This is a genomic window from Luteimonas abyssi, assembly GCF_001482195.1.
GTDB classification, from domain to species: domain Bacteria; phylum Pseudomonadota; class Gammaproteobacteria; order Xanthomonadales; family Xanthomonadaceae; genus Luteimonas; species Luteimonas abyssi.
Genome location: NZ_KQ759763.1, coordinates 2,460,477 through 2,482,210 on the forward strand (window position 1 = coordinate 2,460,477; position 21,734 = coordinate 2,482,210).

A 21,734-nucleotide genomic window follows, 5' to 3' on the forward strand; every position below is an offset into this window, starting at 1 on the left:
CGGGCTGCCTGAGCCATGCCGCCGCGTCTGGCCGTGGGCTGGAGCCGCACCCTCGGCCGCCAATGCCTGATCCTGCTCGGCGCACTCGCGCTCGGCCTGCTGGTGGGCCACCCCTGGCCCGCCCTGGCCCTGGCGGCCCTGTGCATCGTGATCTGGCAGCAGTGGCGTCTGCGCCGCCTGCTGCTGCGCCTGCAGGCCCGCCGGCATCTGCCGCCCGCCCGCGGCACCGGCGCCTGGAACGAACTCGACCGCCTGCTGCACCAGAGCCAGGACGACACCCGCAGCCGCAAGCGCCGGCTGGTGGAGATGTTGCGTGCCTACCGCGCCGCCGCGGCGGCACTGCCCGATGCGGTCGTGGTGCTCGACCGCAACAGCCAGCGCGTGCAGTGGTTCAACGAAGCGTCGACGCGGTTGCTCGGCCTGCAGTATCCAGCCGATCTCGAGGCCTCTGTCGGCGACCGACTGCAACCGCTGCCGATCTCGCACTGGCTCGCCAGCGGTCGCCATGCCGAACCGCTGCTCGACGCGCCCTCGCCGCTGGACCCCGCGGTCCGGCTCAGCCTCAAGCTGATCCCCTACTCCGAAAACCTGTGGTTGCTGGTCGCCCGCGACGTCAGCAAGCTGATGCGGCTGGAGCAGGTCCGCCGCGACTTCGTCGCCAACGTTTCGCACGAGCTGCGCACGCCGCTGACGGTGATCCACGGCTACCTCGACATGCTCGACCCGGAGGAGCAGCCCGACTGGGCACCGATCCTGTCGGAAATGCGCCTGCAGTCCCAGCGCATGACCCAGTTGGTCGAGGACCTGCTGACGCTGTCCAGGCTGGAGGCGCAAGAGGCGACCGCCGACGAGGCGGTGCCGATGTCGTCGCTGCTGGCCACCTTGCGTCGCGAAGCGGAAGCGCTGAGCCTGGGCCGGCATACGGTCACCGTGGAGCAATCCGACGATGCCGACCTCTGGGGCTCGACCAAGGAGCTGCACAGCGCGTTCTCGAACCTGGTCGCCAACGCGGTCCGCTACACCCCCGCCGGCGGCCACATCGACGTCGGCTTCCGGCGCGACGCGGACGGCGGCGCCGTGCTGACCGTACGCGACACCGGCTACGGCATCCCGGCCGCGCATCTGCCGCGGATCACCGAGCGCTTCTACCGGGTTTCCACCAGCCGCTCGCGCGAACTCGGCGGCACTGGGCTGGGCCTGGCGATCGTCAAACATGTGCTCCAGCTGCACCAGGCGCGGCTGGAGATCGAAAGCGAAGTCGGACGCGGCAGTGTGTTCTCCTGTCACTTCCCGCCCGACCGCGTCCACCCCAACCACGAATCCAGACAGGGAGCCAAGCGTGACCAAGCGCGTCCCCCGGCCAGCCGCGCGGGCTGAGCGTTCGCGGGCAGCCGCCCTCCTGCCGACACCGGAGTCGGTGGCCAGCGACGACCCGCTCAACGACCCCGGGCTGTATTTCAACCGCGAGCTTTCGCAGCTCGACTTCAATTTCCGCGTGCTCGCGCAGGCGCAGGACGAATCCGTCCCGCTGCTCGAGCGCCTGCGCTTCCTGTGCATCTCCTGCACGAATCTCGACGAGTTCTTCGAGATCCGCGCCGCGACCGTCCGCCACGCGCAGGACTTCCCGCTGGTCACGCCGCCCGACGGCCTGTCGCCCGGCACCGTCCTGCGCCGCATCCACGATCGTGCCGCCGCCCTGGTGGCGGCGCAGTACCAGTGCTGGAACGACGTGCTGCGTCCGGCGCTCGCCGATGCCGGCGTGCGGATCATCGGTCGCGAGCGCTGGAACGCGCGCCAGAAGCGCTGGCTGCGTGCGTACTTCCGCGACGAGATCATGCCGGTGCTGTCGCCACTGGGCCTGGACCCCGCGCATCCGTTCCCGAAGATCCTCAACAAGTCGCTCAACATCGTCGTCGTGCTCAAGGGCAAGGACGCGTTCGGCCGCAGCGGCCACCTGGCGATCGTGCGCGCGCCGCGCTCGCTGCCACGCATCATCCAGTTGCCCGAACGGGTGTCCGGCGGCGAATCGGACTTCGTGTTCCTGTCGTCGGTGCTGTCGGAGTTCGTCGACGAGCTGTTCCCCGGCATGTCGGTCAAGGGCGCCTATCAGTTCCGGGTGACCCGCAACTCCGAGGTGATCGTCGACGAGGACGAGGTCGAGAACCTGGCCCTGGCCCTGCGCGACGAACTCGCCGGTCGCGGCTATCTGCGCGCGATGCGGCTCGAGATCGCGGCCAACTGCCCGCGCGCCATCGTCTCGACGCTGCTGAAGAACTTCGACCTGCCCGAAAACGCGGTCTACCGGATCGACGGACCGGTCAACCTCAACCGGGTCATCCAGGTCTACGACCTCGTGCAGCGGCCGGACCTGAAGTTTCCGCCGTTCCAGCCCCGCCAGCTGCGTGGCATCGACGACCTGTTCGAACGCGTCGCCGAGCGCGACGTGCTGCTGCATCATCCCTTCGACGCCTTCACCCCGGTACTGGAGCTGCTCAAGCAGGCCGCCGAGGACCCGAATGTCCTGGCGATCAAGCAGACCCTGTATCGCACCGGCAAGGATTCGGCGATCGTCGAGCACCTGGTGCAGGCCGCGCGCAACGGCAAGGACGTCACCGTGGTGATCGAGCTGCGCGCGCGCTTCGACGAGGACGCCAACCTGGGGGTCGCCGACCGCCTGCAGGAGGCCGGCGTGCAGGTCGTCTACGGCGTGGTCGGCTTCAAGACCCACGCCAAGATGCTGCTGATCGTGCGCCGCGAGGGCCGCAAGTTGCGCCGCTACGCGCACCTCGGCACCGGCAACTATCACTCCGGGACCGCACGCGCCTATACCGATGTCGGCCTGATCACCGCCAACCCGGCCATCGGTGCCGATGTCCACCAGATCTTCCAGCAGTTGTCGGGCCTGGCCCCGGCCGTCGCCCTGCAGCATCTTCTGCAGTCGCCCTTCACCCTGCATCGCGGCGTGATCGACCGCATCGATCGCGAGGCCGCGCACGCGCGTGCCGGACGGCCGGCACGCATCGTGGCCAAGATGAACGCGATCAACGAGCCGCAGGTGATCCGCGCGCTCTATCGGGCCTCGCAGGCCGGTGTCCAGATCGACCTGATCATCCGCAGCGCCTGCACCCTGCGGCCGGGCGTGGAAGGGGTATCGGAGACCATCCGCGTACGGTCCATCGTCGGTCGTTTCCTCGAGCACCACCGCGTGTACTGGTTCGCCAACGACGGCGCGCCGGAACTGTTCGGTGCGAGTGCGGACTGGCTGGAGCGCAACCTGCTGCACCGCGTCGAGACCTGCTTCCCGTTCCTCGATCCCGATATCGCCGCGCAGGTGAAGGAAGAGGTGATCGACAACTACCTCGCCGACAACACCCAGGCCTGGCTGCTGCAGCCCGACGGCACCTACGTGCAGGCGCAGCCGGAAGGTGACGCCATGCCGCATTCGGCACAGTCGTGGCTGCTGGGGCGGATCGGGGGTTGAGGCCCGGGTTACACTGCGACCCCGTCGCGGCCGGTGCCGCTCCAGCGAAAGGCCGATGAGTCCGAACGAAGCGCTCGCGCTCGCCGAAACCATGACCCCGCCGCTGGCCGACGGGGACATGCTCGCCGCGATCGACCTCGGCTCCAACAGTTTTCACATGGTCGTGGCCCGTTACACGATGGACCAGTTGCGGATCGTCGACCGCCTGCGCGAGACGGTTCGCCTCGGCGAGGGACTCGACGGCAAGGGCGGCCTGCGCGCCGATGTGCGCCAGCGCGCGCTCGAATGCCTGGCGCGGTTCGGCCAGCGCATCCGCGACATTCCGCCGACCCGGGTCCGTGCGCTCGCGACCAATGCGGTGCGCCAGCTGGCCGCCCCGCAGGCGTTCCTGGTGCCGGCCGAAACCGCACTCGGACACGCCATCGAGGTGATCTCCGGACGCGAGGAGGCACGCCTGATCTATCTGGGCGTGGCGCATGCGCAACCGCCCAAGCCCGAACAGCGTCGTCTGGTCATCGACATCGGCGGCGGCTCGACCGAATTCATCATCGGCCACGGCATGGAAGCACTGCAGCGCGAGAGCCTGCAGGTCGGCTGCATCTCCAGCACCCGGCGCTTCTTTCCCAACGGCCGCCTGTCGCGCAAACGCTGGCGCGATGCGCTGACCGAGATCGAAGCCGAGTTCCAGCAGTTCTCCAACGCGTTCCGCGGCCTGGGCTGGCACGAGGCGCTCGGCGCCTCGGGGACAAACAAGGCCATCGGCGAAATCTGCGCGGCGATGAAACTGACCAAGGGCGCGGTGCTCGCCGAAGCGTTGCCGCCGCTGCGCGACCGGTTGCTGCAGGCCTCGCACATCGACGACATCGATCTGCCGGGCCTGTCGGGCGACCGCCGCCCGATCATCGCCGGCGGCGTGCTGGTGCTCGAAGCGGCGTTCAACAGTCTGGGCCTGGAGCGGATGGCGGTCAGCAAGGCGGCCATGCGCGAAGGCGTGCTCTACGACATGCTCGGCCGCGGCGGCGAGGACGACCCACGCGAGGGTGCGATCTCGGGCTTCATGCTGCGCTACGGCATCGACGCCGAACAGGCCGGCCGCGTGGAACGGACTGCGGTGCGGCTGTTCGATCAGGTCGCACGCGCATGGCAGCTGTCTGCGGACGACCTGCTGATGCTCGGCTGGGCCGCGCGCCTGCACGAGATCGGCCTGACCATCGCGCACAGCGGCTACCACCTGCACGGCGCGTACGTGATCGAGCACTCCGACATCGCCGGCTTCTCCCGCCAGGAGCAGCAGTTCCTCGCCGCGATGGTGCGCAGCCATCGGCGCAAGATCGGCAAGTCCACCTTCGATGTGCTTCCCGATCGCCTGCTGGGCTCCGCCCGACGGCTGAGCCTGCTGCTGCGACTGGCGGTGCTGCTCAATCGTGCGCACGAGACCGAAACGATCCCGCGTCTCGAAGCGCAGGCGCAGGGCGATGTCCTCACCCTGCGTCTCGAACGACGCTGGCTGGAGCCACGTCCGCTGTTGCGCGCCGATCTCGACGGCGAGGCCGGCGACATCGACGCGCTCGGGCTGCGCCTGAGGTTCGAGGCGGACTGACGCCTCGCCCCCGGCTTCACGTAACATCCCGGAATCAACGACCTTCGGAGTTGCGGCATGAAGCGATGGCTGATCCTGTCCACCCTGTGCGCGCTCGTGCTCGCCGCCTGTACTTCCGGCGGCCCGGTTCGCCGCATCTCCGAACCGGCGGCGAGCATCCAGCAACTCAGCGTGGGCGTGGATGGCAACTGGACCGTCGAGTTGCGCCTGCAGAACTACAGCAGCATCCCGATGCGCTTCGATCGCCTGCGCCTCGACCTGCGCATCGGCGAGGTCGCTGCCGGTACGCTCGACGCCGCACCCGCCCTGCAGATCGGCGGCGAGCGCCCCGACATCCTCTCGGTCACCCTGGTGCCCGCAGCGGACGCACGGCTGCAGATGGCCGACGCCCTCGCGACCGGCCGTACCGTGGCCTACGCGCTCGAGGGCACGATCACCGCCGCGCCGACGGATCGCGGCAATGCGCGCGACTACGCGATCCGCCGCAGCAACGGCGTGCTGAGCCCGGTGCCGGGACTGCCCGGCGTGCTGCGCTGAGTCCGGCCGCCGCACCCCCGACCGTCGTCGGCCCCTCGAGGCCGGCCGCCACACAACGTCCACCGCCCGACCGCCGCCACCGGCCGGGCCGACCGCATCGGAGCCTCTCGCATGAGCCAGTACCGGGTCCCCCTGACCGACATCCGTTTCGCCCTGCACGACGTGCTCGACGCCGGCACCTTGTTCGCGCGCCTCGGGTTGGACGACGCCAGCCGCGACATCGTCGATGCCGTGCTCGACGAAGGCGCGCGGTTCGCCGAGACGGTGCTGGCTCCGCTCAACCGCGTCGGCGACGAAATCGGCTGCGCGCACGACAAGGCCACCGGCGCGGTCACCACGCCGCCGGGGTTTCGCGACGCCTACGCGCAGTACGTGGACGGCGGCTGGTCCGGGCTGACCGCCGAGCCTGCCTACGGCGGCCAGGGCCTGCCGCACCTGCTCGGCACCACGATCAAGGAAATGATCGACGCCGCGAACCTCGCCTGGGGCAACTTCCCGCTGCTGTCGCACGGCGCGGTCGAGGCGTTGCTGCACCATGGCGAGGACTGGCAGCGCGAAGCGTTCCTCAAACCCCTGGTGGACGGGCGATGGACCGGCACCATGTGCCTGACCGAGCCGCACGCCGGCACCGACCTCGGCCTGCTGCGCACACGTGCAGTGCCTCGCGAGGACGGCAGTTACGCCATCAGCGGCACCAAGATCTTCATCACCGCTGGCGAGCACGACATGACCGAGAACATCGTGCATCTCGTGCTGGCCAAGCTGCCGGATGCACCGGCCGGCAGCCGCGGCATCTCGCTGTTCGTGGTGCCCAAACGCCGCGTCGCCCGCGACGGCCGCCTCGGCGATGTCAATGCGGTGCACTGCGGGGCGATCGAGCACAAGATGGGCATCCACGGTTCCGCCACCTGCGTGCTGAACTTCGACGACGCCGAAGGCTTTCTGGTCGGCGCGCCGAACAAGGGCCTGATGGCGATGTTCACCATGATGAACTCCGCCCGCCTGGCGGTCGGCCTGCAGGGTCTGGGCCTGTCCGACCGCGCACTGCAGAACGCAGCCCGCTACGCCAACGAGCGCCTGCAGTCGCGTGCCCCGGCAGGCCCCGCGTTTCCCGACAAGGTCGCCGACCCGATCATCGTCCACCCCGATGTCCGCCGCATGCTGCTCACCTGCAAGGCGCTGGTGGAGGGTGGACGCCTGCTCGGCTACCACGCCGCGTCGTTGCTCGACGTCCTCGGCCACGCCCAGGACACGGACGAGCGCGCCGATGCCGATGCGCTGCTCGGTTTCCTGACCCCGATCGTCAAGGCCTGCCTGACCGAGTGGGGTGTGGAGTGCACCTACCATGCGCTGCAGTGTTTCGGCGGTCACGGCTACATCCACGAGCACGGCATGGAGCAGCTCGCACGCGATGCGCGCATCACCACGCTCTACGAAGGCACCACGGGCATCCAGGCGCTCGACCTGGTCGGCCGCAAGCTGCTGCAGCTGCAGGGCGCGGGTCTCAAGGTCTTCCTCGGCATGGTGCACACGTTCTGCCGGACCCATGCCGAAGACGACACCCTGCGCGAGTTCGTCGGCCCGCTGGCCGCGGCGGCCGCCGAGTGGCAGACGCTCAGTGGGGACATCGCCCAGCGAGCGCAACGCGATCCCGACGAAGCCGGCGCCGCCAGCGTCGACTACCTGTTCTATTCCGGCTACGTCGCCCTCGCCTACTGGTGGGCGCGCAGCGTCGCCGCGGCCGAGGCCTCGACGCATCCGGAAGCGTTCAAGACCGCGAAGCGCGAGACGGCGCGCTTCTACTACGCCCGCATCCTGCCGCGCACGCTCGCCCACCGCGCCGCGATCCAGAGCGGCGCGGCCTCGTTGATGACGCTCGATGCGGAGGCGTTCGGCGCCTGAGCGCGGGTCGTTGCGATCGCCTGACGCGGCGCCACGCGATCCGCGCAGTGCGATCCGGCGCCTGTGGCAGGGCGCATATGCAAACCGTCACGCTTCCGGTATAAGCTGTTTTCCCGATGAGGGACGACAGAGCACCGCTCCGTTTGATCCGCACCGGCTCCGGACAGGCGCCGGTCTCCGGGAGTCCTTTCGCGCACGCCGACGATGGCCCATCGCCTCTTCGTCTCGATCACGTCCGCCTGCTCTCCCTGGATGCCCACGGCCGGGTCCTCGACTGGATGAGCTGGCAGGATGCCGTCTGCCTGTACGCACGCGGCGCGGTCGCCTGGACCCTGGGCGATCCTTGCCTGCACGTGCATGGCGGCGTCAACCGCTTCAGTGGCGAGCGCAGCGTGCTGGCCCTTCATCCGATCGTGGCCGCACGCGGGCACGTGCGCACCAAGCGTTTCGACCCGACGCCCGCGCTGAGCAACACCGCGCTGTTCGCACGTGACCAGCACCTGTGCCTGTACTGCGGCCAGACCTTCTCCCGGCAGGTGCTGACCCGCGACCATGTCAAACCGCTGTCGCAGGGCGGCCGCGACCGCTGGGAGAACGTGGTCAGTGCCTGCTTCCCATGCAATTCGCGCAAGGGCGGGCGTACGCCGACCCAGGCCGGCATGCCGCTGATCGCAGTGCCTTACCGGCCGAGCTGGGTCGAACACCTGATTCTTTCGAACCGCAACATTCTCGCGGACCAGATGGCGTTCCTGAAACACCACCTGCCGAAAAAGCACGCCCGCGACCGCTGAGCGCCGGGATGCAGGCCCGAGCCCCGAAAGCGGCGGCCGGGGCCGCGTTACACTCCGGCCTCCAACGACACGGCGGACGTCCCTCTTCCATGGCATTGACCATCGGCCTCACCAGCATGGACAAGGCGACCGAGACCGCGCTGCGCGCGGCGCTTCAGGCCGCCGAGCAGTCTCTGGGCATCGACACCCGGCTCACGTCCGAGAACGACGCCGATTACGTGATCGTCGATATGGACAGCATGTACGGCCCGATGGGCTGGCTGCGCCTGCACGCCGCCGGCAAGCAGGTCATCGGCCTCACGGCCGCGCCACGCACCCAGGCCGACTTCCGCCTCGGACGTCCGTTCGACACCGCTGCGACCGTGGATCTGCTGCAGGCGCTCGCCGCCCACGCACGCACGGCACCGCCGCCCTCGGATGCGCAGCCCGTCGACACCGCGCTGGAAACGCCCACGACCACAGCCGCGGCACCGGTCGACGCGGACACCGCACCGACACCGCCCCAGGCTCATGCCACCCCCATCGCCCCGGCACAGGCGCCGGCGCCGGACCTCTCGCCGGCAGCGTCGCTCCAGACCGCTGCCGCCTCCACGGACGCACCGCCCCCTGCCGATCCACGCCCTCTGGGCGACTGGCTGCAGCCGGGCTCGCTGCACGGCCGGGTGCGGCTGCAGCGTGAGGGCAGCCCGGCACTGTGGATCGATGCCGACGCCCGGACCTACGTCGGTCCCGCCCAGCTGAAGGCGCTGGACGCCTGTTTCGGCGAACCATTGGCGGCGTCGGACTTCGAACCCGTCGACACCGCCGCCTGGGACGCCGGCACCGTGGGCAGCGCGCCGCAGCCGCTGGTGCGGCTGTCCTGGTATTCGGGCCTGCTCGCCGGCAACGGCACGCTGTTGCCGGGTCACGACCCGGACGCCCGCTACCGGTTGCTCAAGTGGCCACAGACCGAGCGCGAGTTCCCGCGCCATTTCCGCATCGCCACGGCGATGATGAAAGGCCCGGCCACCCTGGCCGATATCGCCCGGGCCAGCGGCACGTCCGCCGACGAAGTCGCCGACTTCGTGAACGCCAGCCTGGTGACCGGCTTCGCCGAAGCCGGAGAGGAGTCGGCCCCGGAAACCGCGCCGCCACCCCGGCAGGGCCTGTTCAGTCGCTTCATCCGCAAGTAGCGATTCCCGCCCGCATCGATGCAGGTTTCTTGCCCCCCGCGACGGGGGGGAGGAAAATGCCGGAATGACCGATTCCACGCGCTATCCGCGGTTGTCCCGCATCGATTCTCCCGCTGACCTGCGCCGTTTCGACGAAGCCGAGTTGCCGGCCATCGCCGACGAACTGCGCGCCTACCTGATCGAGTCGGTGGGCCGCAGCGGCGGACACTTCGGCGCCGGACTGGGGGTGATCGAACTCACCACCGCCCTGCACTACCTCTACGACACCCCGAACGACCGCATCGTCTGGGACGTCGGCCACCAGTGCTATCCGCACAAGATCCTCACCGGCCGGCGCGACGCCATCCACACCGTCAAGCAGAAGGATGGCGTGGCGCCGTTCCCCAAGCGCGAGGAATCCGAGTACGACACCTTCGGCGTCGGCCATTCCAGCACCTCGATCTCCGCCGCGCTGGGCATGGCGATCGCCAACGCGCATGCCGGCAACGACCGCAAGGTGGTGGCGGTGATCGGCGACGGCGCGATGACCGCCGGCATGGCCTACGAGGCGCTCAACCATGCCGGCGGCATGGCCTCCGAGCCGGACCTGCTGGTGATCCTCAACGACAACCGCATGTCCATCAGCGAGGCGGTGGGTGGCCTGACCCGCATGCTCGGCCGCATGACCAGCAGCCAGACCCTCAACGCCCTGCGCGAGGGCGGCAAGAAGCTGCTCGGCGACAAGCGCAGCAGCGCGCCGGCGCGCTTCGTGCGGCGCTGGGAGGAACACTGGAAGGGCATGTTCGTCCCGTCCACCCTGTTCGAGGAAATGGGCTTCCACTACACCGGCCCCATCGACGGCAACGACGTCGAGGAGGTGGTCGGCGCGCTGAAGACGCTCAAGGGCCTGAAGGGTCCGCAGCTTCTGCACGTGATCACCACCAAGGGCAAGGGCTACGAGCGCGCCGAGGGCGACCAGATCGGCTACCACGCGGTGTCGCCGTTCGATCCGGTCCAAGGCGTGGTCGCCAAGGGTGGCGCCAAGAAACCCACCTACACGGACGTGTTCTCGGACTGGCTGTGCGACGCCGCCGCCGACGAACCGCGCCTGCTCGGCATCACCCCCGCGATGCGCGAGGGCTCCGGCCTGGTGCGGTTCTCGAAGGAATACCCTGAGCGCTACTTCGACGTCGCCATCGCCGAGCAGCATGCGGTGACGCTGGCTGCGGGCATGGCCGTCGAAGGGGCGAAACCCGTGGTCGCGATCTACTCGACCTTCCTGCAGCGCGGCTACGACCAGTTGGTCCACGACGTCGCGATTCAGAAGCTCGACGTGCTGTTCGCGATCGACCGTGCCGGCGTCGTCGGCCCCGACGGCGCCACCCATGCCGGCAATCTCGACCTGAGCTTCCTGCGCTGCGTGCCGCACATGGTGGTGATGGCGCCGGCCGACGAACGCGAGTGCCGGCAGATGCTCACCACCGGCCTCCGTTTCGAAGGCCCGGCTGCCGTGCGCTACCCGCGCGGCAGCGGCACCGGTGTGGCCGCCGGCCGCGATCTCGACACCCTGCCGATCGGCAAGGCCGACCTGCGCCGGCGTGGGCATCGGATCGCCCTGCTCGCGTTCGGCGCGCTGGTGCCGGCCGCGCAGGAAGTGGGCGAGGCGCTCGACGTCACCGTGGTCAACATGCGTTTCGTCAAGCCGCTCGACCGCGACCTGATCCTGCAACTGGCGCGCGACCACGACGGCTTCGTGACCCTGGAGGACAACGTGGTGATGGGCGGCGCCGGATCGGGCGTGGCCGAACTGCTCAACGCCGAGGACATCGCCCTGCCGATCCTGCATCTGGGTCTGCCCGACGCCTTCCAGCACCACGCCAGCCGCGAGGACCTGCTGGCCGAGGCCGGTCTCGACGCCGACGGCATCCGCACCGCGGTGCTGGCCCGCTGGCCCGACCTGGACGCGCCGTCCGCATCGCTGGCGGCCACCGGCAGCTGAAGATGCACAGACACCCGGCCGGGTGACACGGCTGGGTGGTGCCATCGCTCCAAAACCGGCGCATCGGAAAGGGCGGTCACCCAGACCGCCGAAGCGGCAGCCCGCAGGGTCACCGCGGCGCGGTCTGCCGCGTCCCCGAGGCGCCGCCATCTGCCGACGCCTCGGGCTCCGCGTCGCGGGCATCCGGTGACGGCCGAGGCGCTGTCGCCGCATCGTCGGGCTCCACGATCTCGTATCCCCGTTCGCGCAGCCGCGCCAGCAGACCGGTCCCGCCCCACAGCAGCGAGACCGGCAAGGCCGACACCGTCGACGCGTTGCGCGCCAACGCCGCCTCCGCCGCCTGCAACCACGCCTGCAACGCCCGTTCGTTCAGCGCGTCCAGACCGAGCCGCTGCCCGAGCGTGTGCGACGTGATCGCCTGCACGCAGGCCCGGTACTGGCTCTCGAATCCGGTCCGGCGCAGGTAACCGACATCGCCGAGCGCCCACGCATTGGCGCGGGCGCGCATGTTTTCCAGGTCCTGCTCGATGCGATCCAGCGTCAGGCTGAAACACGATCCGTCGTCGAGATCCGACTGCGAGAACTCGCGCAGCACGCCGCGCGGGTCCTCGATGTCCATCCGCACCACCGTCTCGGTCACCGGGACCTGGTGCCGCCTCGCCGCACGCCGCAGCACCGGCTCGACCACGCGCGCGTCGTCGAGGCCGGATTGTTCGATCGCGGCCTCGTACAAGGCGTGTGCAGCGAAGATGGGACGCCAGCGTTCGACACCCCGGTCCCGCCCCAGGTAGCGCGCCTTCAGCGGCAGCCAGCGTGCGTACTCGTCCTGTGGCACCCGCTCGGCCAGCGTGCGCCCGTCGGGATTGCGGCGCGCCCGCAACATCGCCGGGACCATGGTCAGCCCACGCAGGCGCCCCACGCCCGCATCCAGAACGTAGGCCGGCGGCAGCACCACTTCCTGCGACCGGGCGACCAGCCCCTCCACCTCGGCCGACATCCAGCGCAGCCGGCGCGGCAGGGGCTCCAGCGTGCCGACGATCCACAGCGTGTGCCCGCCCGACACCACCCGCCACAAGCCCGGGCCCGGCTGATCGCCGGACACCACCAGCGTGTCCAGATCGACGATGTCCGTCGAGGCCGCCGGGGCGGACGGCACGTCGGTGAGCGACCCGCCGCCCGCTGGAGGTGCCAGCGACGACGGTGCTGCCATGGCCTGGCCGACACACGACACGAGCACGAGGAGCCACGACGACAAGCGGAGCATCGGTTTCCGGCCAGGGCGGGACGCCCGCAGTATTGCCCAACGACAGCGGCGCGAGGACAGCGGCGCCGACCAGAAGCGATCCCGCGAGCAGATGGATCGACGACCTCCTGCGACCACAGCCCGCGCCAATGCCGTCCCGGTCGGGCTCGACGCGCCGGGCCGACGCCTAGATCTTGCGCTCGCGCGTCGGCCCGCTGGTCAGGCTGGGATCGTTCGATTCGCCGCTGGGGTTTTGATCGCGTGCGTACTGGCGCCCTTTCGAAGCCGCGCGATCACGCACCGCAGCGGCATCCTTGTCGTCCAGTTCGACACGCTCGCGTTCGCGCGTCTCGTCCCGGGCGCCATCGTCTCCGCCTCGGTCGTCGCGTGCGCTGTCGTCGTGGTCGCGACCCGGCTCATCCACCGGCGCGTGGTCGCGCCCCGGCGCGTTGGGATCGGGCGCGTTGTCGTGCGGCTCCCGGACGGGGGCCTTGTCGTCGTCGGGCTCTTCGTGCGGCGGCGGTGCGCCGCGTCCGCTCTGGGAGGTCATGGCGGCTCCTCGGACTGGGTTCGCCCCCATCCTCCCGGTTTCCATGTGAAGCGGGCGCCGCCGATGGCCACAAACGAAAAAGCGGCCACCGGACATGTCGGCAAGCCGCTCAGCGAACACCTGGACAAGCCGCGGAAACGGGCGGCTGGCTCCGGAAATGAGTTGGTCGGGGTAGCCGGATTCGAACCGACGACCACTTGTCCCCCAGACAAGTGCGCTACCAGGCTGCGCTATACCCCGACGCGGGGTGGAACATCCGCCGAGGCGGGCCGCCGAAGCGGATGGAACGCCCGCCGAAGCGGGCCGGCATTATAACGATTTCGCAGGCGCGCGTCGCGCTGTGGACGCGGCGTGCGGAAGGCCGCCTCCGTCAGCGCTTCAGCACCTGCAGCACCTCTTCCAGCTCCATCCGTACCTGGCGCACGACCTGCCCGGTCAGCGCCGATTCCTGCTTGGCGGTCTCGCCTTCCAGTCGCAGGCGGGCGCCACCGATGGTATAGCCCTGCTCGTACAGCAGCCCGCGGATCTGCCGCACCATCATCACGTCGTGGCGCTGGTAGTAGCGGCGGTTGCCACGGCGCTTGACCGGGCTCAGGCCGGGGAATTCGGTCTCCCAGTAGCGCAGCACGTGCGGCTTGACGTCGCACAGCTCGCTGACCTCACCGATGGTGAAGTAGCGCTTGGCGGGGATCGGCGGAAGTTCGCGATTGCTGCCGGGATCAAGCATGACGGCCTCCATAGGCCTCGACGCGTTCCTTGAGCTTCTGCCCCGGCCGGAACGTGACCACCGTGCGGGCGGAGATCGGAATCTCCTCGCCGGTCTTGGGGTTGCGGCCGGGCCGCTCGTTCTTGCGCCGCAGGTCGAAGTTGCCGAAGCCCGACAGCTTGACCTGCCGTCCGCCCTGCAGCGCCTCGCGCAGGGCGTCGAAGAAGGCGTCGACGAATTCCTTCGCCTCGCGCTTGTTCAGCCCCACTTCCTCGTAGAGGCGTTCGGCCATCTCTGCCTTGGTCAGTGCCATTGCCGGGCCTCGCTCAGCTGCGGATACGGACGCCGTGGGCGGTTTCGAGGGCGGCGGTCACGCGCGCCACCACATCGTCCACGTCGCGGTCGGTCAGAGTGCGCGATTTGTCCTGCAGAATCAATCCCGTAGCGAGGCTCTTGAACCCGCTTTCGACCCCCTTGCCCTGGTAGCGGTCGAACAACCGCACCTCGGTCAGGAGCGGGCCGGCAGCCTCGCGGATGACGTGCTCGATCGCGCCCCAGGCCACGTCCTCGGCCGCCAGCAGGGCCAGATCGCGACGAACCGACGGGAACCGGGTGAGCGCGCCCGCACGCGGCAGTGCGCGTGCGCGCAGCGGCGCGAGCTCCACCTCGAAACCCACCACGCGCTGATCCAGGCCCAGCCGCTTGAGCAGTGCGGGATGCAATTCGCCGATCCAGCCGATCCGCACGCCGTCGCGGTAAACGTCCGCGGAACGGCCGGGATGGCCGTGCGGGGCCTGCGACGGCTGGAACGTCAGGCGCGTTCGCGCCAGTCCGGCCAGGCTTTCCAGGTCGCCCTTGAGATCGTGGAAATCGACCTCCCGGGTGGCCTCACCCCACTGTTCGGCACGGACCGGCCCGATCGCCGCGGCCGCGATGCGCGGCGTCTCCACGGGCGCATCGCCCGGCCGTGCGGCGACGTGGAACCCCCGCCCCAGCTCGAACAGGCGCACACGCGGCTGCTGACGCGCGGCGTTGCGCGCCAGCGCATCCACCAGCCCCGGCAACAGGGCGGTCCGCATGACGCCGAGTTCGGCGCTGAGCGGATTCGCCAGCGGCACGCTGTCGGCGTCGAGCTGCCAGGCCTGCAGCAGTGCGGCGTCGACGAAGGCGTAATTCACCGCCTCCTGCCAGTCGCGCGCGACCAGCTGGCGGCGCAGCTCCGCATCGCCGAGCTGGCCCTCGGCCGGCGCACGCAGGCGCGTGGAGCCCGCGGGCAACGTGGTCGGCACGCGGTCGTAGCCGTGGATGCGCGCGACCTCCTCGATCAGGTCTTCCTCGATGGCGAGATCGAACCGGCGCGCCGGCGGCGTCACCGCCCAGCCGGCATCACTGTCGGCCACATCCAGACCCAGCGCGCGCAGGATCCGCGCGACCTCGGCATCGTCGACCCGCAAGCCCAGGACGCGCGCCAGGCGCTCGCGGCGCAGCGCGATCGGTTGCGGCTGCGGCAGATGCTCCGGCAACACCGCCTCGACCACCGCACCGGGCATGCCACCGGCGATGTCCAGGATCAGCCGGGTCGCCAGTTCGATCGCCTGACGCGGCAGTTCCGGATCCACACCGCGCTCGAAGCGATGCGAGGCATCGGTGTGCATGCCCAGCTTGCGCGCACGGCCGATGATCGCGGCCGGCGCGAAGTGCGCCGCCTCCAGAAACACGCTGCGGGTGGTATCGGTGACCCGAGTGTCGTGGCCGCCCATCACTCCGGCCAGCGCGACCGCGCGATCGGCATCGGTGATCACCAGGAACTGCGGATCGAGCGCGACTTCGCGCCCGTCGAGCAGGATCAATGTCTCGCCGTCGCGGGCGTGCCGCACGCCGACCGGGCCGGTCAGCAGGGCGCGGTCGAAGGCATGCATCGGCTGGCCGAGTTCCAGCATCACGTACTGGGTCACGTCGACCAGGAAGCTCACCGGACGGATGCCGCTGCGGCGCAGGCGCTCGGCCATCCACAGCGGCGTGCGTACCGACGCGTCGACGCCGTCGATCACCCGGCCGAGGTAGCGCGGCGCGTCCGCACCGGCCTGCAGGCCGACCTCCAGGCGCGCGTCGATCTGCGCCGGCACGGCTTCGGTCGCGTACGGAAGCACGGTCGTGCCGAAGGCCGCCGCGACGTCGAAGGCGATGCCGCGCACGCCGAAGCAGTCCGCGCGGTTGGGCGTGAGCTTCAGTTCGAACGTCGCATCGGGCAGGCCGAGGTAATCGGCCATCGCGGCGCCGACCGGGGCGTCGTCGGGCAGCTCGAGCAGACCCGACGCATCGGTATCGAGGCCCAGTTCCTTCGCCGAGCACAACATGCCGTTGGACGCGACGCCGCGCAGCTTGGCCGCCTTGATGGTCAGCTCGCCGACCCGGGCACCGACCGTCGCCAGCGGTGCGACCAGCCCCACCCGCGCATTCGGCGCACCGCACACGATCTGCAACGGCTCGCCCTGCCCGGCATCGACACGGCACACCTGCAGCCGGTCGGCCTCGGGGTGCTTCTCGCAGGCGACGATGCGTGCGACCACGATGCCGTCCAGCCCCTCGCCCAGGACGGTGGTCTCTTCGACCTCGAGCCCGATCGCGGTCAGCGTCTCGGCGAGCGCGTCGCGGGTGGCATCGGTCTGCACGTGCTGGCGGAGCCAGTTCTCGCTGAATTTCATAAGCGGCCGTGTCGTGTGGTTCGTGACGGAGAGTGGCGGCCCGGCCCGATGCCGGGTCCCGCCGATCGAGCCCGCATTCGCGCAGTCATGCGCGGGCGCCGGCGCGTGGTGCGCCTCAGGCGAACTGCCTGAGGAAACGCACGTCGTTGTCGAAGAAGGCGCGCAGGTCGTCCACGCCGTAGCGCAGCATCGCGAAACGCTCCACACCCATGCCGAAGGCGAAGCCGGTGTAGCGCTCCGGGTCGATGCCGACATTCTTCAACACGTTCGGATGCACCATGCCGCAGCCCAGGACCTCCAGCCAGCGCGTGCTGCCGTCGGCCTGCTGCCAGGCGATGTCCACTTCGGCCGACGGTTCGGTGAAGGGAAAGTAGCTCGGGCGGAAGCGCATCTCGAAATCGCGCTCGAAGAACGCGCGGACGAACTCGGCCAGGGTGCCCTTGAGGTCGGCGAAGCTGGCGTGCTCGTCGACCAGCAGGCCCTCGCACTGGTGGAACATCGGCGTGTGGGTCTGGTCGGAATCGCTGCGGTACACCTTGCCCAGCGCGATCATCCGCAACGGCCCGCCCTGGCCCGATGCGACGTGCTCGGCCATGTAGCGCACCTGCACGCCCGAAGTGTGGGTGCGCAGCAGGCGCGCGACACCGCTGCCGTCGCTGCTCCCGCGCCCGTCACTGGCCATGTAGAAGGTGTCGTGCATCGCCCGCGCCGGATGATGCGGCGGGAAGTTCAGGGCTTCGAAGTTGTGCCAGTCGTCCTCGATCTCGGGACCGTCGGCGAGGTCGTAGCCGAGGCGGCCGAAGATGTCGGCGATCCGTTCCAGCGTCCGGCTCACCGGATGCACCCCACCGTGGCCGGCATCGCGTCCGGGCAGGGTCACGTCGATCCGCTCGGCCCCCAGCCGGGCATCCAGCACCTGCGCCTCGAGCGTCGCCTTGCGCGCGGCCAGCGCCGTGCCGATGGCGTCGCGGGCGCGGTTGATCTCGGCGCCGGCCTGCTTGCGCGCATCCGGCTCCAGTTGGCCCAGCGCCTTCAGCCGTGCGGTGATGCTGCCGCTCTTGCCGAGCAGCGCGACCCGCAACGCCTCCAGCGCGTCCGGGGCGGTCGCTGCCTCGATATCCGCCAATGCCTGTGCGGTCGCCGTCTCGATCTCGCTCATTCGCCTGCCTGTCCTGGCCGAAACCCGTGTTGCGGGGCCCGGCATGCCATCCGGATGACCCGGTCCGGAGGGTAATCCGGATCCTTCGACCCGGAACACCCGTTCCCGCGCATCCGATCCGATGCGGTGGAGTCCGGACAAAAAAACAGGGAAGGGCTCGCGCCCTTCCCTGCATGATGCACCGGTGCTTCGCGGCGCGCGTCCGGTCAGACCGGATCGCGCGGACGAAGCGCCTGCGTTATGCCGCCAGAGCGCCCTTCGCCTTCTCGGCCAGCGCCGCAAAACCCGGCGCGTCGTGCACGGCGATGTCCGCCAGCACCTTGCGGTCCAGGGTGATGCCGGCCTTCAGCAGGCCGTTCATGAAACGGCTGTAGCTCAGGCCGTTGATGCGGGCAGCCGCGTTGATGCGGGTGATCCACAGCGAACGGAAGTTGCGCTTCTTCTGCTTGCGGCCGATGTAGGCGTACTGCTGCGCCTTGATGACCGCCTGCTTGGCGACGCGGAAGACCTTGTGCCGCGCGTTGTAGTAGCCCTTGGCGAGCTTCAGGACCTTCTTGTGACGACGGCGCGCCTGCACACCACGTTTGACTCGTGCCATTGTTCAGTCCTCCTCAGAGATACGGCAGCATGCGGTCGAGACGACCGCTGTCGCACGCCGGGATATGGTTCGTCTGACGGAGATTGCGCTTCCGCTTGGTGGCCTTCTTCGTGAGGATGTGGCTGCGGTTGGCGTGGCCCGCCTTGTACTTGCCGGAAGCGGTCTTCCGGAAGCGCTTGGCCGCGCCCCGATGCGTCTTGATCTTGGGCATTGCGATGTCCTTTTAGGATCTGTTGCGACTGGCTCGGCGGCGCACGAACGAGCGTGACGCGCTTTCCATCCTGCCGAAAACCGGTGATAAGCCATTGATTCCCGAGGAATCCCTGGCCGGTCCTGATGGCCTTGCGGCCGACCCCGGGCGAACCGGGCCGGACATTATGCCGACGCGGGGTTCGGCTTGCAAATCAGCAGGATGCAATCGCGGCGGCGAGCACCGACGCACCCCGCCACCCAGGCCGTTCGCCGCTCTCCCGCCTGCGGGACAGGGCCGGGGGCGAGGGCCTGAACGTGACGGCGCGCAGTCCGTTCCAACGCCCCCAACCTCTCTCCAGTCCTCCGCAAAAAAACAAGGGCGCCTCGCGGCGCCCCTGCCCTTCCCCTCGCCCTCTCCCGTGCACGGGAAAGGGGGGAGTCGGTGTCGCGCAGTGCGCGATGGTTACTTCTTCTTGGGGGCGATCATCATCACCATCTGACGCCCTTCCAGACGCGGGCGCGATTCGACGGTGATGTCCTCGCCCAGATCAGCCTCGATCCGGCCGGCCATCTGCCGGCCCAGCTCCTGATGGCTCATCTCGCGACCTCGGAAGCGGATGTTGACCTTGATCTTGTCGCCGTCCTCGATGAAACCGCGCATCTTGCGCAGCTTGATCTGGTAATCGCCCTCGTCGGTGACCGGCCGGAACTTCACTTCCTTGATCTCGACCTGCTTCGACTTCTTCTTGGCCTCGTTGGCCTTTTTCTGCTGGTCGAAACGGAACTTGCCGAAGTCCATGACCTTGCAGACCGGCGGGTCCGCGTTGGGCTGGATCTCGACCAGATCGAGGCCTTCGTCTTCGGCCAACTGCAGGGCTTCGTCGCGCGACAACACGCCGACCATTTCGCCATCGGCGCCGATCACGCGTACGCGCGGGACACGGATGTCCTGGTTCCTGCGATTCTGCTTTTCCGGGGTACTGATGTTGCGATCTCCAAAAGATTGAAAGTCAGGCCACGCGAGGCCGGGGGCTGCGGATCGAGCCGCAGGTACCGGCGGCTCGTCAGCCACCGGACCCGGCACGCGGACCTGCCGCGTACTGCCAAACTGCCAGAAACTATGCTACCGCGCGCTCGCCAGCGAGGCGTGAAACGAAGTCGGAAAGCGGCATGCTTCCCAGATCCTCCCCCGCCAGCGTACGCACCGACACCGCGCCGTTTTCCCGCTCGCGATCCCCCGCCACGAGCAGGTACGGAACGCGCTGCAACGTATGCTCGCGAATCTTACGGCCGATTTTTTCGTTCCGCAAATCCGCCTCCACCCGGACCCCTTGATTGATAAGGGTTTTCCGGACCTCGGCCACATAATCGGCCTGGGCATCGGTGATGTTCATCACCACGGCCTGCACCGGGGCCAGCCAGGCCGGGAAGCTGCCGGCGTGGTGCTCGATCAGGATGCCGAGGAAGCGCTCCATCGAGCCGACGATGGCCCGGTGCAGCATCACCGGGTGTCGGCGCTGGCTGTGCTCGTCCACGTACTCGGCGCCGAGGCGCTCGGGCATCATGAAATCGACCTGCATCGTGCCGAGCTGCCAGGTCCGGCCGATGGCGTCCTTGAGGTGGTACTCGATCTTGGGGCCGTAGAAGGCACCTTCGCCCGGCAGTTCCTGCCAGTCGACCCCGGATGCGCGCAGCGCCGAGCGCAATGCGTCCTCAGCCTTGTCCCAGGTGGCATCGTCGCCGAGGCGCGATTCCGGGCGCAGCGCGATCTTGATCTGGATGTCGTCGAAACCGAAGTCGGCGTAGACCTTCAGCGCCTGCTGGTGGAACGCCCGCACCTCGTCCTCGACCTGGGCGTCGGTGCAGAACACGTGGCCGTCGTCCTGGGTGAAACCGCGCACGCGCAGGATGCCGTGCAGCGCGCCCGAGGGCTCGTTGCGGTGGCAGGAGCCGAACTCGCCGTAACGGATCGGCAGGTCGCGATAGCTGTGCAGCCCCTGGTTGAACACCTGCACGTGGCCGGGACAGTTCATCGGCTTCACCGCGTAGGTCCGCTTTTCGGACTCGGTGAAGAACATGTTCTCCTTGTAGTTGTCCCAGTGGCCGGACTTCTTCCACAAGGTCACGTCGAGGATCTGCGGGCAGCGCACCTCGCCGTAGCCGCTGTCGCGGTAGACCTGGCGCATGTGCTGCTCCACCACCTGCCACAGCGCCCAGCCCTTCGGATGCCAGAACACCAGACCCGGCGCCTCCTCCTGCAGATGGAACAGGTGCTGGGCCTTGCCGATCCGGCGGTGGTCGCGCTTCTCCGCCTCCTCCATGCGCAGCACGTAGGCCTTGAGTTGCTTCTCGTCGGCCCAGGCGGTGCCGTAGATGCGTTGCAGTTGCTCGTTGGCGGCGTCGCCGCGCCAGTAGGCACCGGAGATGCGCAGCAGCTTGAACGCCTTGAGGAAGCGCGTGTTCGGCACATGCGGGCCGCGGCACATGTCCACGTACTCCTGGTGGTAGTACAGCCCCATGGCCCGGATGTCCTCGGGCATGTCCTCGATCAGGCGCAGCTTGTAATCCTCGCCGCGATCGCGGAAGACCTGGATCACCTCGGCGCGCGGGGTCATCCGCTTGATCACGTCGTAGTCCAGCGCGATCAGCTCGCGCATGCGCTGCTCGATCGCGGCCAGGTCGTCCGGGGTGAACGGGCGCTCGTGCCAGATGTCGTAGTAGAAGCCCTCCTCGATCACCGGGCCGATCACCATCTTGGCCTCGGGATAGAGCTGCTTGACCGCGTGCCCGACCAGGTGCGCACAGGAGTGGCGGATGATCTCCACGCCCTCGGCATCTTTCGGGGTGAGGATCTGCAGGCTGGCATCGTGGTCGATGAGGTCCGAGGCGTCGACCTGGCGGCCGTCGACCTTGCCGGCCACGGTGGCCTTGGCCAGGCCCGGGCCGATCGACTGGGCGACCTGCAGGACGGACACGGGGGCATCGAATTCGCGGCGGCTGCCGTCGGGAAGCGTGATCGTGATCATGGGATAGCCGGAATTGGTGGCTGCGGGCGGCATGGCCGCCCGCCGGGAGGGCGGGCACAAAAAAAGCGCCACACGGGCGCCTTCGCGGGATCGC

General features: G+C 69.1%; 18 protein-coding genes and 1 tRNA gene. 8 read left to right on the plus strand and 11 right to left on the minus strand.

All coding sequences use genetic code 11. The annotated features are described in order from the left end of the window. Positions 1-15 precede the first annotated feature (15 nt). The 8 genes from phoR to dxs all read left to right on the plus strand — a co-directional run bounded on the left by phoR (position 16) and on the right by dxs (position 11,461). Complete coding sequence (gene phoR / locus RG19_RS10545) at positions 16-1,377, plus strand: phosphate regulon sensor histidine kinase PhoR (protein ID WP_058835231.1); 1,362 nt, start codon at positions 16-18, stop codon at positions 1,375-1,377. Positions 1,378-1,417: 40 nt separating this feature from the next. Next, positions 1,418-3,481 carry a polyphosphate kinase 1 gene (gene ppk1, locus RG19_RS10550; RefSeq protein ID WP_202905388.1) on the plus strand — a complete coding sequence of 688 codons (2,064 nt, stop codon included), beginning with the start codon at positions 1,418-1,420 and terminating at the stop codon, positions 3,479-3,481. 91 nt (positions 3,482-3,572) lie between these two features. Next, positions 3,573-5,081, plus strand: coding sequence for an exopolyphosphatase (gene ppx, locus RG19_RS10555; protein ID WP_058836550.1), 1,509 nt, complete (start codon positions 3,573-3,575; stop codon positions 5,079-5,081). Positions 5,082-5,138: 57 nt separating this feature from the next. Then, on the plus strand, positions 5,139-5,618 hold the full coding sequence (locus RG19_RS10560; protein ID WP_058835232.1) for an LEA/WHy family protein: 480 nt from the start codon (positions 5,139-5,141) through the stop codon (positions 5,616-5,618). Positions 5,619-5,729: 111 nt separating this feature from the next. Further along, positions 5,730-7,520 (plus strand): acyl-CoA dehydrogenase C-terminal domain-containing protein, encoded by a 1,791-nt coding sequence (locus tag RG19_RS10565; RefSeq protein ID WP_058835233.1) that lies wholly within the window; start codon positions 5,730-5,732, stop codon positions 7,518-7,520. A 116-nt stretch (positions 7,521-7,636) separates the two neighbouring features. After that, positions 7,637-8,311, plus strand: a complete 675-nt coding sequence (locus tag RG19_RS10570) for an HNH endonuclease (protein WP_058835234.1) — start codon at positions 7,637-7,639, stop codon at positions 8,309-8,311. Positions 8,312-8,400: 89 nt separating this feature from the next. Continuing rightward, a complete protein-coding gene (locus tag RG19_RS10575) occupies positions 8,401-9,483 on the plus strand; it encodes a hypothetical protein (protein WP_157515237.1) in 1,083 nt (360 codons plus the stop codon). A 64-nt stretch (positions 9,484-9,547) separates the two neighbouring features. Further along, positions 9,548-11,461, plus strand: a complete 1,914-nt coding sequence (dxs, locus tag RG19_RS10580; protein ID WP_058835236.1) for a 1-deoxy-D-xylulose-5-phosphate synthase — start codon at positions 9,548-9,550, stop codon at positions 11,459-11,461. A gap of 109 nt (positions 11,462-11,570) precedes the next feature. On the opposite strand, the gene RG19_RS10585 is transcribed toward dxs, so the two are convergent. The 11 genes from RG19_RS10585 to thrS all read right to left on the minus strand — a co-directional run bounded on the left by RG19_RS10585 (position 11,571) and on the right by thrS (position 21,640). Further along, a complete protein-coding gene (locus RG19_RS10585) occupies positions 11,571-12,671 on the minus strand; it encodes a TraB/GumN family protein (RefSeq protein ID WP_238376621.1) in 1,101 nt (366 codons plus the stop codon). A 220-nt stretch (positions 12,672-12,891) separates the two neighbouring features. Continuing rightward, the gene (locus RG19_RS10590) at positions 12,892-13,254 is read right to left on the minus strand and encodes a hypothetical protein (protein ID WP_058835238.1); all 363 of its coding nucleotides are present in this window, start codon (positions 13,252-13,254) and stop codon (positions 12,892-12,894) included. A gap of 163 nt (positions 13,255-13,417) precedes the next feature. Beyond that, positions 13,418-13,494 (minus strand) — tRNA-Pro (locus RG19_RS10595). A 130-nt stretch (positions 13,495-13,624) separates the two neighbouring features. Beyond that, the gene (locus RG19_RS10600; protein WP_058836551.1) at positions 13,625-13,981 is read right to left on the minus strand and encodes a MerR family transcriptional regulator; all 357 of its coding nucleotides are present in this window, start codon (positions 13,979-13,981) and stop codon (positions 13,625-13,627) included. Next, positions 13,974-14,273 (minus strand): integration host factor subunit alpha, encoded by a 300-nt coding sequence (locus RG19_RS10605; RefSeq protein WP_058835239.1) that lies wholly within the window; start codon positions 14,271-14,273, stop codon positions 13,974-13,976. Before RG19_RS10605 ends, RG19_RS10600 begins: the two co-directional genes overlap by 8 nt. A 13-nt stretch (positions 14,274-14,286) precedes the next feature. Next, on the minus strand, positions 14,287-16,665 hold the full coding sequence (gene pheT / locus RG19_RS10610; RefSeq protein WP_058835240.1) for a phenylalanine--tRNA ligase subunit beta: 2,379 nt from the start codon (positions 16,663-16,665) through the stop codon (positions 14,287-14,289). Between the two features lie 115 nt (positions 16,666-16,780). Then, complete coding sequence (pheS, locus tag RG19_RS10615; protein WP_058835241.1) at positions 16,781-17,824, minus strand: phenylalanine--tRNA ligase subunit alpha; 1,044 nt, start codon at positions 17,822-17,824, stop codon at positions 16,781-16,783. Between the two features lie 238 nt (positions 17,825-18,062). Next, positions 18,063-18,422 carry a 50S ribosomal protein L20 gene (rplT, locus tag RG19_RS10620; protein ID WP_058835242.1) on the minus strand — a complete coding sequence of 120 codons (360 nt, stop codon included), beginning with the start codon at positions 18,420-18,422 and terminating at the stop codon, positions 18,063-18,065. Between the two features lie 13 nt (positions 18,423-18,435). After that, a complete protein-coding gene (gene rpmI / locus RG19_RS10625) occupies positions 18,436-18,633 on the minus strand; it encodes a 50S ribosomal protein L35 (RefSeq protein WP_055249161.1) in 198 nt (65 codons plus the stop codon). 444 nt (positions 18,634-19,077) lie between these two features. Further along, positions 19,078-19,599: a translation initiation factor IF-3 gene (gene infC / locus RG19_RS10630; protein WP_058836552.1), complete on the minus strand. Its 522-nt coding sequence runs from the start codon at positions 19,597-19,599 to the stop codon at positions 19,078-19,080. A 133-nt stretch (positions 19,600-19,732) separates the two neighbouring features. Then, on the minus strand, positions 19,733-21,640 hold the full coding sequence (thrS, locus tag RG19_RS10635) for a threonine--tRNA ligase (RefSeq protein WP_058835243.1): 1,908 nt from the start codon (positions 21,638-21,640) through the stop codon (positions 19,733-19,735). Between the last annotated feature and the right edge of the window lie 94 nt (positions 21,641-21,734).